Consider the following 18090-nt stretch of genomic DNA (forward strand, 5'->3'; position numbering starts at 1 on the left):
CATAATAATATATTAAATATTAATTATATTTGACAAGCGAGGTAATTAAAATGTCAGTGCCTATCTTTTTTGTCTTCAACGAATCTAGTACTACTGTGTTTTGATCAATCTCAAATCCTGCTCCAGAAAATGGTGTAGGTGAATTTTTACCACCTAAAATCTTTGGAGCAATGAAAAAGTTTAATTCATCAATTAATCTGTTTTTCAACATATGGCAAGCAAGGGAACCCCCTCCTTCAAGCAAAATTTTTATAAGGTTCTTCTTAAAAAGTTCTTTCATTAGATCTACATAAAAATTTTTTTCTTCTACTTCAAGTACCTCTACCCCTTGACTTTCAATCTGATCTGTTACCTTATTTCTAAAACCTTTTTGTATTACAAGAATTGTGTGCCCCTCATTAGGTGTATTAAAAACCATTAAATCCTTTGGAAGAGCAGCTTTTGGATCTATTATTACTCTATTTACCTTCTTTTGCACTCCTTTCAGTCTTATATTTAAAAGCGGATCATCAAAAATTGCAGTCCTATAACCAACTATAATTGCATCACACTCAGCACGAAGTTCATGAACATATTTTCTTGATTTAACTGAAGATATATATTTACTTTTGAAATTATGGTCTGCAGTTTTACCGTCCAAAGTCATAGCACACTTATATATCAACCATGGCATTGATTTTTCCATTGCTTTAAAAAAATGCCTGTTAATAAACCTAGCTTCTTTTTCTAAGATACCCGTATAAACTTCTATCCCAGCATATTTTAATATTTCAACAGATTTTCCGTTCATTTTAGGGTTTGGATCAAGGGTAGCTATAAATACTCTTTTTATTCCAGAAGAAATTATCTTTGAAGTACAAGAAGGAGTTTTACCGTAATGAAGACATGGTTCCAATGTAACGTATAAATCAGCACCACTAAAGTCTATATATTTCGGTTTTAAGGCATTTGCTTCAGCATGGGGTTCACCGTAAGCTCTATGATAGCCCTGAGAAATAATTTTTTTGTCTTTTACCACAATACAGCCCACCATGGGATTAGGAGATGTGTAATATTTTCCATTTAATGCAAGATCTAGAGCCTTTTTCATAAAAGATTCATGCAAAACCATTTCACTTTTAACATATTTTTCCGACATAATTGCTCCTTCTACCCCCTTTTCTATCAAATAAATTATATAAAAGCAACTTAGATGCTGCTACACGCACCACTATTTAATCCACTCAAAAGAGCCAGTTGACCACATGCCCCATTTATATCCTCACCCTTAGAAAATCTAATAGTGGTTTTAATACCAAAATTATTAAGCATTTTCTCAAATAATTTTATCCTACGGATGTTTGTTTTTATTCTAACATTAGATAGTGATTGATTATACTTTACAAGATTAACGTGAGCATGAAGCCCTTTTAAGAGATCCTTTAATCTAATAATATCTTGGTCACTATCATTTATTGACTCCATCAGAACATATTCATAAGTTACACGTCTTTTAGAAGCCAATGCATATTCCTCAGATGCTTTAATAAGTTCACTAATACCAAAAGTTTTATTAATAGGTATAAGCTTAGATCTTATTTCATCAGTAGTTGCATGCAAAGATACAGCCAACTTTATTGGAAGACCAACTTCTTTTAATTTTTTTATACCATCAACAAACCCACTTGTAGAAATTACTATTCTTCTAGGACTAAAAGATTTCCCATTTTTATCCGTCAAAATTTTAATGGCTTTTATTACGTTATCAAAATTTAACATAGGTTCACCCATCCCCATAAAAACTATATTGTCAATTTTTCCCATTTTAGATCTAACAAAATTTTCCACAGCCATAACTTGAAGAACTATTTCTGATACCTTTAAATTTCTTTTGAAACCAATTTTACCTGTCGAACACATTACACAACCAACCGGGCAACCTATTTGAGAAGAAATACATATTGTATTTCTATTCTTATGGTTAATAAAAACGGTTTCAATAAAATCATTTTCGCCTAAATGAAGCAAAAATTTAAAGCTGTTATCTGCAGATTCAACTGTACTCTGAATTTTTGGAAATGATAGATCGAAACTTGAGCTCAAGAGATCTCTTAAATTCAAACTCAGGTTTGACATTTGCATAAAATCGTAAATGTTATTTTTATATACCCATGAAAAGACTTGATTAGCTCTATATTTAGAAAAACCTAAATCTGTAAAAAATTTTTCAAGTTCACTAAAGGATAACTCAAAAAAACTCCTTTTATTCATCCACTTTCTCCAAACAACATATAAAAAAAGGTTCTAACGAAAGTGCATTCCAGTCAATATCTAACATCCCATCTTTAATAATTATATCCTGATTAATATATTTAGAAGACAAAACACCCTCAAATGTCTTAAAGTTTTTGTTTTTTTGTAAAAACTTTTCAATCTGACCTTTCCCTTCCATTTCAGTGAACGTACAAACTGAATAAACTAATTTTCCCTTCACTCTAATAAAATCTTTATAATAATTCAAAATATCCTCTTGTTTCTTGGCTAGTAACTTTATATCGCTCTCTTTTAAGTGAAAAATAATATCAGGTTTACTATCAAGTGTGGAAAGGCCGCTACATGGTGCATCTATAAGAATTTTATCAGAAACGTCAAAAACTGTTTTTTTAGTATATAACGTAGGATTAATTAGTTTTAATTTGTATTTTTCACAAGTTTTTTTCAAGGCACTAATCCTACTTTCCGAAATATCAACTGAAATAACCTTTTTAGGCTTGTTTAAATTGTCTTTATAATTTTTTAAAACATATTCCAAAAATACACTTTTGCCCCCAGGTGAGGCGCCTACTTCTAAAATTTTTTCTCCTGGTTTTGGTTCAAGAAGTAAGACTGACAACATTGAACTTTCGGAAATAACAATATAACAATCTTTTGGCAAAATTCCTAATACTTCAGCAAATGATTCAGTATAATAGTAATTTTTAAAAATCCTACCAGGATAAAGTTTTCCTGATAGTGAATTTAATAAATCTAAAATTTCTTTACTATGAGATAAAACAAAAAAACCCGTCATTGGTGTTGATACAAAATTTTTAGTAAAGCTATTTATATCTAATTTCGAATCAACTATTTGATTTATTATGAAATTTGGAAGGCTGATCTCATTTTCAATCAAGTTTTTTTCATTTTCTAATTTTTTCAATGTTTTAAAAAATCTTTTTTCACTAAAATCTTTTTCAGGAATTGATTTATATTGGCTAAATACGATATATTTTTCTTTTCCAAGAATTTTAAGCTCCACCAGTGCCATCATTAATGCTATTACTTCACTATTTGACAATTTTTCTTTAGAAAGTTTCTCAAATAATTTATATCCACTTTTCAAAACCAGATTAACTAATAATTTAAAAAAAGCCCTGTCTCTTCCATTTAAATTAATATTTCTCGTAACAAGATGTAGATAAGCACCTTGATAAATTATTCTTTTTAAAGTTTTAAAAGCATAAAATCTCGATGCTGTAATGCTCAAACTTTAAAGAAAATCTCCAATTTTTAATCTTAAACCATTTAACAAATCTTTTCCTTTTATCCTATTTTTCCCTGGAAATTGAACTTCTAACAGAATAATGATCCCCTCTCCTGTTCCGATCTTTAAAGCATCTTTTTCTATACCTACAATTTTAGATGGCTCTCCTCTACCTTCACTAGCATAAGCCTTATAGACTAAAAGATCACCCTTACTAATTTTTGTCCTAGCAATAGGATCAGGGTTTGCAGCCAAAACCTTCCTTTCAATCTCAATTGCCTTTTCATTAAAGGAAAATATCACTTCATCAAGCTTTAACACTTCAGCATATGTTGCTTCTTTGTGGTTTTGGGGGATCTTTTTTAAACAACCTTTTTCGATATTGTCTAGAACATGAACAAGCAAATCTGAGCCTTCCTTTGATAAAAAATCCAATAGTTCTCCTGAACTTTTTTTTTCAGAAATTTTAAATGAAATCTGATCATATATGTCACCTGCATCCAATTCCTTAATAACTTCATGTATTGTTATCCCAAAGATGTTCTCGCCGTTTAAAATAGTCCTTGGAACTGGAGCTATACCTCTATACTTTGGTAATAAGGAAGGATGAAGATTAATCATCTTGTATTTAAATAAATCTATTACTCTAGTTGGAATTATTTCACCAAAAAAGGCTACTACTCCTATTTCAGGATTCAATTCCTTGCAAAATTCTAAAAATTCTTTATCTTTAGTTCTTCCAACATAAAGAGGTATACAATTTTGTTTCGCAAACGTTTCAACTGGAGATGGTTTTAAAATCTTTTTTCTTCCAAAAGGAGATGGTTTTTTTGTGACTATTCCTACAATTCGATGTTTCGACTGTTCTAACCTTTCTAAAACGTTTACAGAATAAATAGGTGTTCCAAAGAAAATTAAATCCAAAAATTTTTCCTCCTAAAAACTTTAATAACTAATCTTTCTCAAGTTTTTCTTTTTGTTTTTTTGCTCTTTCCTCAGCAGTTTCTAAATATTCGGCCTTATCAATAAAGAGGTCACCATTTAGGTGGTCAAATTCGTGCTGAATAACTCTAGCTTCATAACCTTCTTTGTTAAGAATTATTGTATCTCCATATATATTCTGAGCCTGAACAATTACTTTAAAAGCTCTCTCTACAGGACCAAAAACCCCGGGGACGGATAAACATCCTTCAACATCAACCTCTGAACCCACTTTTTCAATTATTTCAGGGTTTATAACCACCTGCAGATTATCATCTATCTTATATATAAATAATCTGCTCAATTCTCCAACTTGAGGAGCAGCAAGACCTACACCATTATTTGAAATCATCAGGTATTCCATCTCCTCAACCAAACTCTCAAGATTTTTATCAAATTGCAATACAGGCAAACTTCTTTTTCTCAAAAGTGAATTGGGATGTGTAATTATTTTTCTTTTGCAAATCAACTGAATGTTTCTCCTCTCAAAGTATATATTTTATTTTAACATGTCAATGAATATAGAAAAAAATAAAGCAGTTTATTAATTTTAGAAGATTAACCTCTATCCTAGTTCATCTGGATAAGGGTTAAGAAAAGTTTGATTCAGAATATATTTATTTTCGAACCTTAAAGACCATATTTTTAAAATTTCAATAAGTGTTCTTAAATCGACTATGTTGTTTATGTATTTATCAGTTAAAGAAATGAAATATTTTTTTTCATTTTTATTAAGTTTATCAGAAAAATATCCATAAATATGTTGTAAAACGTTTAAATATTTTCCTTTATTCACATAACTAGCTAGTGAACTTACAAATAAATTAAAATAAATTTCTTTTATTTTTTCAAAATTATCATCTTTTTTAAACTTTGCAATAAGAGTTCCCATTGATTTTAATTTTTGTTGATTAAAAGCCATCAGTAAGTATTTATTTTCTCTGTGAAATTCCATTAATTTATTAATGTTATTCATAGTAGATTTTGAATTTCTTAAATTAGCAAGGGCAAATACTTTTATTAAAAAATTTTGTTTTATATTGACATCTCTAAGTCTTCCTTCATCTTCTATAGGATAATTAGGAAAATTTCTTATGATTTCTGATCCGAAAATTCCTCTTCCTTTAGCGTGAAAAACCTTTGCTTCTTTATCCTTATATACTAGTGCATTACCTATTGCACAAGAAGGCGATTTTGCTTTAAGCAAAAATCCATCAAAGTCATTTAAATTTTTAAGAAAATTATCCGAAAATCTAAGCATTCCATCTGTTAAATCTTTATTTGTTAAAGTTTGAAATAATCTGATCTCATTATTAGACTTATATAATATTAATCTATCTCTAGGAACACCAAGATTTATTGAAATTTCTGGGCAAATTGGAATGAATTCACAGTAGTTTTTAAGTTTTAAAACAAAATCATCTTTAACAAACGAGCCATTATAGCGAACTTGTTGCATATCTAAGCAAGCGCTAATTATAATTCTTGGTTTGTAAAATGTCATTAAAAAATACCTCTAAAATCCTTTTAATTAATTCTTTTTGAAACCCCATATAGCATGAATAGGATCTGAAAAATTTTCTTTAAAAAAATATTTATCACCTTCAGGGCGTGGATAACCTCTAATGGACAAAGTATTAATATTTCTAAACCCAGACTGAATAAAATATTCCAAAACCATACCTACTCTTTCGAATTCGAGCAAATCTTGCCATATCTTAATGGCTTTTGGAGGAAACCACCTGTTAGAAATAGTTACAATAAAAATCCCACCGGGCTTTAATATTCTTAAAATTTCACTAAATATTTCAAAAGGATTAACCAAATATTCAATAGAAACTGTACATATAATAGAATCGAAAGAGTTATCATCGTATGGAAGTGTTGAATTAGAATTTAGATCTTGCACTATCCAATCGTCTAAAACTTTATTTTTAGATAATTCTTGTTCATTTAATCCAAGTCCACTTACTCTCTTGAACTTAATTTTACCAGGTAAATGTGAATTCCAACTACACATGAAATCTAAAATATCGGTATCTGGTTTTAGTAATACACTATAAATTGAGGAAATATGTTCCATAGCAGTAGCATCAATATGATTTACAAATCTTGGAAAAGAATAAAATAATGAATCTTCACTTTCATCATCCCGTTTAAAAGAGTCACCAGAAAAAAAGTCAGTAGGCATATTGTTCCATCTAGCCTTCATTCCAGCTTCAAATGCAACTTTATCTATCCAATCGAAACAAGAACCACCAATTTCAGGATTTTTCGGCCTTAAATTAATTATTTTTGCACTCACAATAAAGTTATAGTTAGAAAAAGGATGATTAAAATCAACTAAAATTTTGTCCCTTTCTATTCCTATCACTCTAAAAGGTTCAAAATTATCTTTAAATATGTTTGAAATTCCTTCAATTATTCCTTTTGGATAAAATCTACCAAATTTTGGTTCAATTATTCTATCTTTTATAAATTTTTTATTAAACTGAGAACAATTAATATAAAAAGTATTTTTTGAGTCATATTTTTCAATATATTCCCCTTTTAAATATTCTTTTTCAACAACGGATCCAACATCCGAATTTACTAATTTGTCATAAAAATCTTTAGGAAAAATATCCCTCCAAAGGTTTAATTTAGAAATAAAATATCTATCTTCATGTGAAATATCATATGCTTTCCACTTTATGGAAAGCTCTACAACTGCATTGTAAGACGATATATCTATCACAAAACCTCCGCAATTTACTAAAAAAGTAAAATTTAATAAATATTATAATACACATTTTCAATTTCTTATATATTTATTTAACCCAAATTTTCTAATTAATGAACCCTGTGACATCCATCTAACTTTGCCAAATATTTTTCTCTCCTTAAAGGCTCTATCATGTAGACCAAAACACCAGAGTATGCCCACATAACTATTTGGATCTCTACCATCAAGTGCGTATTTGTTATTTAGATAAATCATAGCGTCATAGGCATCCTCAATATTTTTAGACCATTCGATTATCTTTTTGCCCCAATACATTCTCATATAGTTATGAATTTTGCCTCTTTTTTTCAATTCTCGCTGAGATGCGTTCCATATTTCGTCATGAGTTTTGCTATTTTCAAACTCTTCCAATGAATAAACATATTCTCTTTTATCATCTTTATGCTCATAAAAGGTCTTAAAGGCCCAAGCAGGCAATAAGTTTTCTAAATTATTCAGATCATTTGAATAATAAGTAAAATTGTGAGCTAATTCTCTTCTAATTACCATTTCTTCAAAAAAAGAATAATAATTCTCTGAAGACTTGTCAAAGATTTCTAAAGTATCTAAAATCTCAAGTGGACTAATATTTCCAAAGTGTAAATATGGACTAATGTTGCTTTCTGACTCTTTTTCTGGGTTATTCCTGTTATCTTTGTAGTATTTAAATTTTTTGCTAACAAAGTAATCAAGTATTTTTTTAGCTTCTTTATAACCACCAATGTATGGTGCAGGCAAAACATTAACTAAATTCTGCTTTCTTAATTCATTTTCTATGTTATTTAAATCAACCTCAGTTTTTGGTTTTAAAAAGCTTCCATTATATTTAATTTCCTCAAAGTCATTTCTATATTCATAAAGAAGTTTAAGTATTTTTGGCCTAATAGTATATGCTGCATATTCCTTTTTTTGACTAACGATATTTACAGGTATGACCAAATTTGTGTCAACTTGGTAAATTGTAATTTTATTTTCAGAGTAAATAGTATTTTTAATATTTATCAAATTAGGTAAATATGACTTATCAGTAATCATTATTTTTGCATTATCAATATAAGACTTTAATACATCTTGAAAACTCCCAACAACTATATTTATTCCAATCTGTTGAGATATAGTTTCCTCAAAAACATCCTTTAAGCCTTCAAGAAAAAACTTGAAACTTCTAAAATTTCCCTCAGGATAAGAAAAATCTACTATAATCAAAACCAATAAAGGAATATTATGTTTATTTGATAAATATTTAGCGTATTCAAAACTGTGATTATATTTTACTCTAAAAGCTCCCTGCATCCAATATAAAATATATTTACCTACTTTTTCAAAAGTCTGAACCTTTTCTATTCTTTTATAAAATTTCATAAAAACCTCAATTTTAAAAATTTTTTCAACAATATTAAAATATATTCTACAGTCTTTTATAAAATATTGAGGAGTTGAAATGCTAAATATCACAAAGGAAAAAATTCTTGGTGGAGTAGGTTCCATCTTAATTGCATTTTCTTTAATTCCGGGGATAGGTCATTTATCTTTTATACTTGGTGTAATAATGTTTATTATATCTATATATAGCATATCAAAACTCTTAAAAGAAAGTGATATCTATTCAAATATTATAAAATCTTTTTTAATAAGCATTATAGGAATTGTTATTTCTCTTTTTCTCGGATTATACACTTTTGCATCAGTATTTTCTGGGCACTGGTATTTTGGAACAAATATACTTTTAAGTTTCATAATTTTTTATTCATTTATAATTGCCTCTGCTGTCTTTTTTCGAAAGGGTTTAATTATGATTGCCTCACTTACTGACAACGAACTTTTCAAGACATCAGGAGATGTAATGTTCTGGAGCACAGTATTAACAATTTTCGTTATAGGATTTATCGGAATATTTATATCATGGATTCTTTTAGCTATTGCTTTTTTTACTTTACCAGATTTAATGAAAACTTCTAAGGCTGAAAATTCACAATTCGATTCAGATTATCTTAAATTTAATTAAATGTTTTCGTAATAACAGATCCCAATTATTTCTAATAAAAAATTAATTCAACCTTAACATTACCCTAATTTTAATCTCATAAATTAATACTAAATTTAATATTTAAAATATTTTAAGTAAACTAAAGGAGATTAGTTTATGATTAAAAAGATGGTATTCCCTCATCCTTATTTCTCTTCAAATCCAAAATGGAAATGGTTTATTCTACTTACTGTTTTAATTGGAGCCACAATGTCTGCATTAGATGTAAGTATAGTAAATGTTGCCACTCCAACAATCGAAAATAGATTTGAAGTTCCAATGGCATTAGTCGAATGGGTCGTAATGGCTTACATGTTAACATTAACAGTTTTTCTACCATTTTTTGGGAAACTTGCTGATATGTTTGGAAGAACTAAAATGTATAACATTGGATTTATTATATTTACAATTGGCTCAGCTTTGTGCGGAATTTCTCCAAATGCATATTTTTTAATATTTTCTCGAGTACTTCAAGCTGTAGGCGCAGGTTTACTCCAGGCAAACTCAGTAGCAATAATAACACAATCATTTCCAAAAAATGAATTAGGTAAAGCTATTGGAATCCAGGGAGCAGTCCAAGCCATAGCAATGTCTATAGGTCCATTTATAAGCGGTATACTCATCTCTCTTTTAAATTGGAGATTGATTTTTTATATTAATGTCCCAATAGGTATTTTCGGAACCATATTGGCACTCTTTGTCTTGCCTAAAAGTAAACGTAATTTAAACAAAAACAATAAAATAGATTTTCTTGGAGTATTTCTTTGTGCTACAGGATTAGGTTTTCTTGTGCTTGGAATAGATCAAGGAACTAAAATAGGATGGACGTCACCATTTATTATCTTTTGTTTTTTAACCTTTTTTATAATATTACCTTTATTTATTTTAAGGGAACTGAAAATTTCTAATCCTATGCTGGATTTAAGAATTTTCAAAAATTGGGATTTTTCAACCGGAAACATTACAGGCTTTCTATCATATTATGTACTTTTTTCAGTTCTTTTTTTAATGCCTTTTTATCTTGAAGATATCATGCATTACGATGCAGAAATTGTTGGCTCTTTACTTACCCCTATACCTCTTGCAATGGCATTAATTGCACCATTTGCTGGAGCAATATCTGATAAAATTGGATCGCGAATTATGACTACTATTGGAATGACAGTCTGTGTAATAGCTACACTTCTTTTATCCTTTTTAAGTGACAACATTAATATTTATTTTTTAACATTTATATTTGTAATACTTGGTATTGGTATGGGAATTTTTACACCTCCCAATAATAGTGCAATTATGCTTTCTGCACCTAAAGATAAGCTTGGCGTCGCGGGTGGCATATTAAATATGATGAGAGCTCTAGGTCTTATATTTGGAGTAGACATATCAAGTATGATGTTCACAACTTTAAAATTAGATGTGCTCGCACAACATGGATATTTTATTGAATCAAAAGCTCCGTTTACAATTTATAGAATAGCTTTCATGAAAGGTTTTTCAGTATCAATGATAAGTCTTTTAGTGGTATGTATAATAGCTGTGATAATATCATTTACTAAAAAAAGTATAAAAAGAACCGATGTATTAGAACAAAACTTTGAAAGCGTAGATATGTTATAAGATCTAAAAGGAACTTTTATGAGTTTAAAACATCAATATATTCCTTGCATCTCACCATTTTCAAATATATCAAATTTTACAGCTTGAGGTATTTTTGGAAGCCCAGGCATAGTCATTATCTTACCAAGCACTGGAACAATAAAATTAGCCCCATGAGAAATTCTGACTTCTCTAACCATAATTTTAAAATCCTCTGGTCTACCAATTAATTTAGGATCAGCTGATAAAGATAAAGGGGTCTTTGCCATACAAACAAAAGAATTATCCATTCCTACCAAAGAAACATCCTTAAGGTCTGCTTCTGCTTCTTGAGAATATTCTACTAAACTTGCACCATAAATAATTTTGGCAATTCGTTCAATCTTTTCTTTTGGAGATTGTTCAAGCTTATATATAAATCTTGGAGTTCTCTCTTCTTCAATCTCAACAATTTTCTTAGCTAGTTCCTCTCCTCCTTTGCCGCCTTGTGCCCAAACATCTGAAAGAGCAAACCCAACTCCCATAGATTCGACAAAATCCCTTACAATTTTGATCTCTTCTTTTGTATCTTCACTAAACTTATTTAATGCAACAACTACTTTTAACCCGAAGGCTTGCATATTTTCAATATGTTTTTCTAAATTTTGTAGACCTCTTACAAGATTTTTGTTTGAGTCTTCAACATAATTTACTTTCAAACCCCCATGATACTTAAGTGCCCGAGTAGTAGCCACTATCACCACAGCACAAACTTTTAAATCTCCAAGCCTTGCAATAATATCTAAAAATTTCTCTCCACCAAGATCGGTAGCAAATCCTCCTTCTACCACGGCATAATCTGAAAATTTTAAAGCAAGTTTAATAGATAAAATAGAAGAAGTGCCATGAGCTATATTCGCAAAGGGCCCGCCATGTACAAAAGCAAGATTATTTTCAAGAGTCTGAACCAAGTTCGGATTAATTGCTCTTCTTAATATAGCAGCCATTGCACCTTCAGCTTTCAAATCTCTAGCATAAATTGGCTTTTTGTCATATGAAAAACCAACCAAAATTTCTCCTAATTTCTTTTTTAAATCGTTAATATTCAGCGAAAGACCAAATATGGCCATTACTTCAGAAGCTGCAGTAATATCAAATCCTGCCTCTCTAGGAAATCCATTAGCACTTCCGCCCAAACCAACAACTATACTTCTAAGAGATCTGTCATTCATATCTATAGCTCTTCTAAACTTAATTTTTCTAGAATCAATTCCTAACTCATTTCCATGAAAAATATGGTTATCAATAAGAGATGCCAAAAGATTATTTGCATACTCGATAGCAGGAAAATCTCCCGTAAAAAGAAGGTTTATATCATCCATAGGTACAACCTGAGCATATCCTCCACCTGCAGCTCCACCTTTGATACCAAAAATTGGACCTAGTGATGGTTGCCTTATAGAAGCAAGGGATTTATACCCTAGCCTATTTAAAGCATCTACTAAACCAATAACAGTAGTAGTTTTGCCTTCACCATAAGGAGTGGGTGTAATTCCAGTAACAAATATAAGCTTACCAAAATCTTTCATGGACTCGTATAAAAGCCTGTAATCTACTTTTGCTATATAATCACCATATGGCCTCAATGATTCCTCAGGTATTTCATATTTTTTTGAAATATCAAAAATTTTTTTTAATTTTAGCATTTTTTGAAATTTCATAATCAGTCATATCGGTCTCCTAATTTTTAAATATTATTAATTACTTAATATAATTAATTTTAACAAATATTTGTAATTTTTAAAAAGTTTTTTACTATTAGAATATTTTATTACTATAAATAGTAATCTTTTATAAAATAGTAGGTGTTTATAAACTAAGTAAATTTTTAAAAAATAAAGTCTTTTATAAATGGCATTTTGATGCTTTTGTCAGAATTAACGCTAATTTTTTTTATTTGTTCTAAAATATTTTTTTTATCATAACTTTCTAACCTGTTTAATTCATTAGTGAATTTTTTATAAAAATTAAATGATTCAAAATTTATCCCAATTTTATAAATTATTAATAGATAAACAAGTAGTTTAAATTCTTCATCAATAGAAAAATAATCTTCTTTAAATTTATAAAGATTAGATTTTTTTTGTTCCTCAAGATTTTCAAAACATTTAATTAACAGTCTATTTGCAAGAACTAATTTGTTTTCACCTGCTTCACTTAAAAAACCAATTAAATAATTATTTTCTTCATTTATAACTTGAAAATTAAATCTAAAAACGTGTTTTATAATTTTACTTGAAAAGTTTAATAAATTTTTTGGAAGATTCTGTTCTCTTTTTAAAATTTTATTTACATCATATTTTTCAAAAGAAAAAGTCTTGGCTATCTCGAGTTTTTTTGAAATGCTAATAAGCTCTTTAATTGATTCTCTTAATTTTCTATTAATAGGCAAATTATTCATAGATACTATTCTCCCCAAAAATTATTTCTAACAGTAGTTAAATTATACAATTTATGAAACAAAAAAAGACAAGCAACAACTAAGTGCTTTTTGCTTGTCTTTACTGGTTTTTAATTAATTTAATTTATTAAATTTACGATGCAAAAGGTACTACCAAATATTCTTCTTCATCGGGAGAAGACGTGTTTAGACACCAAACTTCAACAGAAGAAGAGTCACACTTAAAACCCTTAGAATGTATTATGTCCCATCCCTTTAACTTAGCCGATTCCTCATCCTTTGCATTTATAACTACACAAATATCTGGATCACACTTTAAGCAAACCATATAAAGGTTCATCTTTCTCCCTCCTTCGCCCTTTGTTAAGCTTATTATACAATAAATATTATTTATTTAAAACATAAAAATTACTTATAAAATATTCAGAATTTTCTACAAAATTTAAGTGGAAAAATATTTTAGAAGTAATCTGTTTAAAATAAATAATTAATTAGCAAATCTAAAATTTCTGTTAATGTAAAAGAATATCTACAGAATACACAAAGTGCTGTTTAAATATTTAAAAAAGCTTAAAACTTATACTTCAAATCTCTCTTCTTTTATGTACACTTGCCCAGTAAAAGAAGCAATAAGCTCTTTATTTTTATTCTTATATACTTTAACATCATAAAGTCCTAACTTTCTCGATCTGCCAGATTCAAAACATTCAGCAATAAGCTCTTCTCCTGCAAGTGATGGCTTTAAATAATTTATGTTTGCAGAAATCCCAACAGCAATTTTACCATGAGAATTTGATGCTAAAGCAAAGGCAAAATCTGCAAACGAAAATATAACTCCTCCCTGACAAATTTTTACAGAATTTAACATGTCTTCTCTAACAATCATAGAAATTTTAGAATATCCAGTTCTAACTTCAAGTATTTTTACATTAAGCCATACTGCCACTTTATCATTTTCTCTCATAAACTTAACAATTTTCTCATTCACGCTGTTATCTCCTAGTTAAATAAAAAATTAATGAAATCAATAATTATCTTAGATCCCTGAAATTATTTTACTGATAATTTCTATGCTATCAGGATTCTCCAAACTTGTAGTATCGCTTACAATCTTACCTTTAATAACCAATTCTCTTAAAAATCTTCTCATAATCTTTCCGCTAGGAGTTTTCGGAGTAGTTGGGACACAAAAAACATCTTTAGGAAGAGCTATTTTGCCAATTTTTTCAACAATTTTTAATTTTATTTTATTTATAATTTCTTCTTCGTTATTTTCATCTCTAACTGTAACAAAAACAACAGGCATCATACCTTTTACTTCATCAGGACTTCCTATTACAGCCGACTCTACTACTCCTTCAACTTCCATAACTGCGCTTTCAATCTCCATAGTACTAATTCTATGCCCTGATACGTTTATAACGTCATCAGTTCTAGAAAGCACCCATATATGGCCATCATTATCTCTCACAGCAGCATCATATGTAAAATATGTACCTGGCACTTTATAAAAATAAGTATCAAGGTATCTCTCATGATCTTTCCAAAGATCTCTAATCAACATTGGTATTGGTTTTTTGAAAACTAGATTTCCTACTGTCATTGGTTCTACTGGGTTACCAAAATCATCAACTATGTCTAATTGTGCTCCCAAAAATTGAATACCACATGAACCAGGTTTCATAGGGGTAAGCCATGCAGCACCTGCTAAAGGACATCCGGCAGTTTCTGTTTGGCCATAAGTATTATTTAGATATATCTTACCTTTTCCAATTTTTTCATAAACCCATTTCCAAGCTTCAGGGTTTAAAGGTTCTCCCACAAAAGCAACTACATCTAATGAACTTAGATCATAAGGCTTCAATTTTTCTTCCCCAAATTTCATCAACATTCTAGTAGCAGTTGGAGAAGTCCACCACTTGTTAACTCTATACTTTTCCAAAATTTGATAAACTCTATCCTGTTCTGGATAATCTATTGCTCCTTCATAAAAAATAGTTGTTATACCATTCGACAATGCACCAACTATACCCCAAATATGCATTGTCAACCATCCAATGTCAGCCATACACCAAAAGACATCATCTTGATGCAAATCTAAATGATATTTAGCATAAATATAGTTGTTTATTACAAAAGCATTACCCGAATGAACTACGCCTTTCGGTTTACCAGTGGTACCACTAGTATAGAAAACCAAACCAGGTTCATTTGCTTCAATAAGTTCTGGCTGAAATTCAGCTTCAGATTTTCTCATTAAATCATCCCACCAATAATCCCTACCTGACTTCATACTTATAGGGTTTCCGCCTCTTTTAACAACAATTGAGGCTTTTATACTACTTACCTTTTCAATTGCAATGTCAGCCTGTTCTTTGAGAGCAATAACCTTACCTCTTCTATAAATTCCATCTGCTGTAATAAATACTTGTGGCTCAAAGTGATTTAGCCTTTCTCTAAGTGCATTGGCAGAAAAACCAGAAAATACGGTATTAAATAAAACTCCCATTCTATAGCAAGCAAGAACAGCAATAACTGTCTCAGCTAGGTTTGGAAGATAAATTGAGACTCTATCACCTTTTTTCAAACCAAAGCCTTTTAAAACATTACAAAATTTATTAACTTCACAAAGAAGCATTTTATAGGTATAAAACTTCGTTTCATAATTTTCGCCTTCCCATATAAGTGCAAGCTTATTTGCATATCCCTTTTCAATATTTCTATCTAACATATTAAAAGCTGGATTTGTTATCCCCCCTGTAAAAAACTTAAAGTTTGGAAATTCTCCTTCAATTGTTTTTGACCATGGGTGAAACCAGGACAATTCATTTGCTACATCTTCCCAAAATTTTTCTGGTTCATCCCAGGACCTTTTTAATAAATTATTAAAGGCATCAATGCTGCCTGCATTGGTATTTTTAACTTTATCTTTATTTGGAAATATTATTTTACTTTCTTTAATCATATTTAAAGTCTCATTTTTAGCTTCAATAGACATCTTATACCTCCTAAAATTTTTTTAGAATAAAAATTATTTATTGGTATATCATAAAAATTTAAATTGTCAGAATTTTACAACAAAATAAATATTTTGTAAAGGAGCTATATAATACTCAAAAAGGAGGCCTAAAAATGTTTAATGAGGGAGATAAAGTAAGCGATTTTTGTCTTAATGGGATAGATGAAAACTCAAATGAAAAAGTTTTTTGTTTTAAGGATTTAATAAAGGATAAAAAAAACCTTATTCTTTATTTCTATCCAAAGGATAATACACCAGGCTGCACAACAGAGGCGTGCGATTTCAGAGATAATATGAACTTCATATTGAAATATGCTGCTGTTGCAGGTGTTAGCCCTGACTCTATTGCGTCACATAAAAAATTTCAGGAAAGGCATAGTTTGAACTTTCCTCTTCTTTCTGATCCTGAGAAGAAGATCTTAACTCTTTTTGGCGCATACGGTGAGAAGAAAATGTATGGAAAAACAAGTATGGGAGTTATTAGATCTACATTTTTAATTACACCTGATATGGTATTGAAAAAAGCATGGCGAAATGTCAAAGCAAAAGGTCATGTCGATACTATTTTAAAATATTTTGAAAATACTGATTAAATAATACAATAATAGTCAAATTCCATTTGATCCATCAACTAATACTTTTATAAAAAAGACTTCCAATGAGAAAAAGTTATTTATAAAACAATTATTTATAAAACAATATAAAATTTACAAATCACTAGGAGGCTTTGAAATAACTTTTTCAATTTTATTGAACATTTCGCCATTTATATAATCTAATCTTATTACATATGGGAAATTCAAAGTAGAAGGCTCTATCTTGTCGAACCCTAAGTGAATAGCGTTTGGAAAATTTGACTTCGTAGCAAAAGTCCAGATGCAAGAAGCATCAAAATCTTTGCCTGTACAGGTATTATAAGGACCATATTTTTGAGTAATCGAATCCCTTAAATTAGAAAAATAGTTCATCATATCGTTTTGACTGATTTCATTTTTGTTAATGTTAATTAAAAAAACACCATAATAAAACTTGTTGTCGATAAAATATAAAAATAAATTTGCTCCTTTATCTGAAAAAGTAGTATGATAAATGTAAGTAGAAGTTTTACTATTGCTATCCTCCAATTTATTCAAGAAGCTTGTATTTGGTCGATCCTTTATAACATCTTTCATTTCTTGGACAGATGAACCCCATTGAATTCCTATAAAACCATTTAAATCTCTTGCGATAAAGCCATTTAACCACTCGCCTTTATAAATTCTTCCATCAGCCCAAGTATACGTACCCTGTCCATTTGGTTTATTATCTTTAAATTCGCCCTCATAGATAGAACCATCCGAAGATTTATACATTCCGTTTCCATTCATTTGTCCGTTTTTAAAATCTGCATTAAAGGAGTCACCATCTGAAAAGTTCATAGCAGCGTGACCATTGAGGAAGCCATTATCAAATTCGCCGACACCACTTCCTTTGTAGCCTAACCCTTTATCGTCTTGCAAAATTAAACTTATCTTGCCCTTACCCTGAGCTTTACCATTAACACAATCACCATCCCAATTAACAGAAATAATTTTATAGCTATCAGATGACCAAAGCACCTGGCAATTTGTTTTGGGATCAGTAGCAGAACTTTGAATAGCTAAACTTTCAGTTTGGGTAAAAATAAATGAAGATAGAAAAATAGTAATCATAAAGGCTGCCTTCAAAAAAATCCCCACAATTATCCTCCTCAAATTTAATATATGTTATTATATCAGATCAA

General features: G+C 29.6%; 17 protein-coding genes. 3 read left to right on the plus strand and 14 right to left on the minus strand.

Annotated features, from left to right (window positions below; translation table 11 throughout):
• Positions 1 to 19 precede the first annotated feature (19 nt).
• The 8 genes from ribD to THENA_RS05135 form a co-directional block, all read right to left on the minus strand.
• A complete protein-coding gene (gene ribD / locus THENA_RS05100) occupies positions 20 to 1138 on the minus strand; it encodes a bifunctional diaminohydroxyphosphoribosylaminopyrimidine deaminase/5-amino-6-(5-phosphoribosylamino)uracil reductase RibD (protein WP_013756353.1) in 1119 nt (372 codons plus the stop codon).
• Positions 1139 to 1188: 50 nt separating this feature from the next.
• Positions 1189 to 2250, minus strand: coding sequence for a 23S rRNA (adenine(2503)-C(2))-methyltransferase RlmN (rlmN, locus tag THENA_RS05105; protein WP_013756354.1), 1062 nt, complete (start codon positions 2248 to 2250; stop codon positions 1189 to 1191).
• Positions 2243 to 3505, minus strand: coding sequence for an RsmB family protein (locus THENA_RS05110; RefSeq protein WP_013756355.1), 1263 nt, complete (start codon positions 3503 to 3505; stop codon positions 2243 to 2245). Before THENA_RS05110 ends, rlmN begins: the two co-directional genes overlap by 8 nt.
• A 3-nt stretch (positions 3506 to 3508) precedes the next feature.
• Positions 3509 to 4426 carry a methionyl-tRNA formyltransferase gene (gene fmt, locus THENA_RS05115; protein WP_013756356.1) on the minus strand — a complete coding sequence of 306 codons (918 nt, stop codon included), beginning with the start codon at positions 4424 to 4426 and terminating at the stop codon, positions 3509 to 3511.
• 28 nt (positions 4427 to 4454) lie between these two features.
• A complete protein-coding gene (def, locus tag THENA_RS05120; protein WP_013756357.1) occupies positions 4455 to 4952 on the minus strand; it encodes a peptide deformylase in 498 nt (165 codons plus the stop codon).
• A gap of 96 nt (positions 4953 to 5048) precedes the next feature.
• Positions 5049 to 5987 carry a YbgA family protein gene (locus THENA_RS05125; RefSeq protein ID WP_013756358.1) on the minus strand — a complete coding sequence of 313 codons (939 nt, stop codon included), beginning with the start codon at positions 5985 to 5987 and terminating at the stop codon, positions 5049 to 5051.
• Between the two features lie 27 nt (positions 5988 to 6014).
• On the minus strand, positions 6015 to 7220 hold the full coding sequence (locus THENA_RS05130) for a class I SAM-dependent methyltransferase (protein ID WP_013756359.1): 1206 nt from the start codon (positions 7218 to 7220) through the stop codon (positions 6015 to 6017).
• Positions 7221 to 7277: 57 nt separating this feature from the next.
• Positions 7278 to 8609 (minus strand): deoxyribodipyrimidine photo-lyase, encoded by a 1332-nt coding sequence (locus tag THENA_RS05135; RefSeq protein WP_013756360.1) that lies wholly within the window; start codon positions 8607 to 8609, stop codon positions 7278 to 7280.
• A gap of 79 nt (positions 8610 to 8688) precedes the next feature.
• On the opposite strand from THENA_RS05135, the gene THENA_RS05140 reads away from it, so the two are divergent.
• Together THENA_RS05140 and THENA_RS05145 are read left to right on the plus strand one after the other, a co-directional pair.
• Positions 8689 to 9252: a DUF996 domain-containing protein gene (locus tag THENA_RS05140; protein WP_013756361.1), complete on the plus strand. Its 564-nt coding sequence runs from the start codon at positions 8689 to 8691 to the stop codon at positions 9250 to 9252.
• 138 nt (positions 9253 to 9390) lie between these two features.
• Positions 9391 to 10890, plus strand: coding sequence for an MFS transporter (locus THENA_RS05145; RefSeq protein ID WP_013756362.1), 1500 nt, complete (start codon positions 9391 to 9393; stop codon positions 10888 to 10890).
• Positions 10891 to 10922: 32 nt separating this feature from the next.
• On the opposite strand, the gene THENA_RS05150 is transcribed toward THENA_RS05145, so the two are convergent.
• The 5 genes from THENA_RS05150 to THENA_RS05170 all read right to left on the minus strand — a co-directional run bounded on the left by THENA_RS05150 (position 10923) and on the right by THENA_RS05170 (position 16307).
• On the minus strand, positions 10923 to 12569 hold the full coding sequence (locus THENA_RS05150; protein ID WP_013756363.1) for a formate--tetrahydrofolate ligase: 1647 nt from the start codon (positions 12567 to 12569) through the stop codon (positions 10923 to 10925).
• A gap of 167 nt (positions 12570 to 12736) precedes the next feature.
• Positions 12737 to 13309 carry a hypothetical protein gene (locus tag THENA_RS05155; protein ID WP_013756364.1) on the minus strand — a complete coding sequence of 191 codons (573 nt, stop codon included), beginning with the start codon at positions 13307 to 13309 and terminating at the stop codon, positions 12737 to 12739.
• 133 nt (positions 13310 to 13442) lie between these two features.
• The gene (locus tag THENA_RS05160) at positions 13443 to 13649 is read right to left on the minus strand and encodes a hypothetical protein (protein ID WP_013756365.1); all 207 of its coding nucleotides are present in this window, start codon (positions 13647 to 13649) and stop codon (positions 13443 to 13445) included.
• 237 nt (positions 13650 to 13886) lie between these two features.
• Entirely contained in the window at positions 13887 to 14297 is a 411-nt protein-coding gene (locus tag THENA_RS05165; RefSeq protein ID WP_013756366.1) for a hotdog fold thioesterase, read from the minus strand.
• A 48-nt stretch (positions 14298 to 14345) separates the two neighbouring features.
• Entirely contained in the window at positions 14346 to 16307 is a 1962-nt protein-coding gene (locus THENA_RS05170) for an acetate--CoA ligase (protein ID WP_013756367.1), read from the minus strand.
• Between the two features lie 134 nt (positions 16308 to 16441).
• On the opposite strand from THENA_RS05170, the gene THENA_RS05175 reads away from it, so the two are divergent.
• Positions 16442 to 16921: a peroxiredoxin gene (locus THENA_RS05175; RefSeq protein ID WP_013756368.1), complete on the plus strand. Its 480-nt coding sequence runs from the start codon at positions 16442 to 16444 to the stop codon at positions 16919 to 16921.
• 114 nt (positions 16922 to 17035) lie between these two features.
• Here the strand turns inward: THENA_RS05175 and THENA_RS09650 are convergent, their stop codons facing one another.
• The gene (locus THENA_RS09650; protein WP_013756369.1) at positions 17036 to 18046 is read right to left on the minus strand and encodes an MORN repeat-containing protein; all 1011 of its coding nucleotides are present in this window, start codon (positions 18044 to 18046) and stop codon (positions 17036 to 17038) included.
• Positions 18047 to 18090: the final 44 nt, after the last annotated feature.

It is taken from the genome of Thermodesulfobium narugense DSM 14796 (assembly GCF_000212395.1).
In the GTDB taxonomy this organism is placed as follows: domain Bacteria; phylum Thermodesulfobiota; class Thermodesulfobiia; order Thermodesulfobiales; family Thermodesulfobiaceae; genus Thermodesulfobium; species Thermodesulfobium narugense.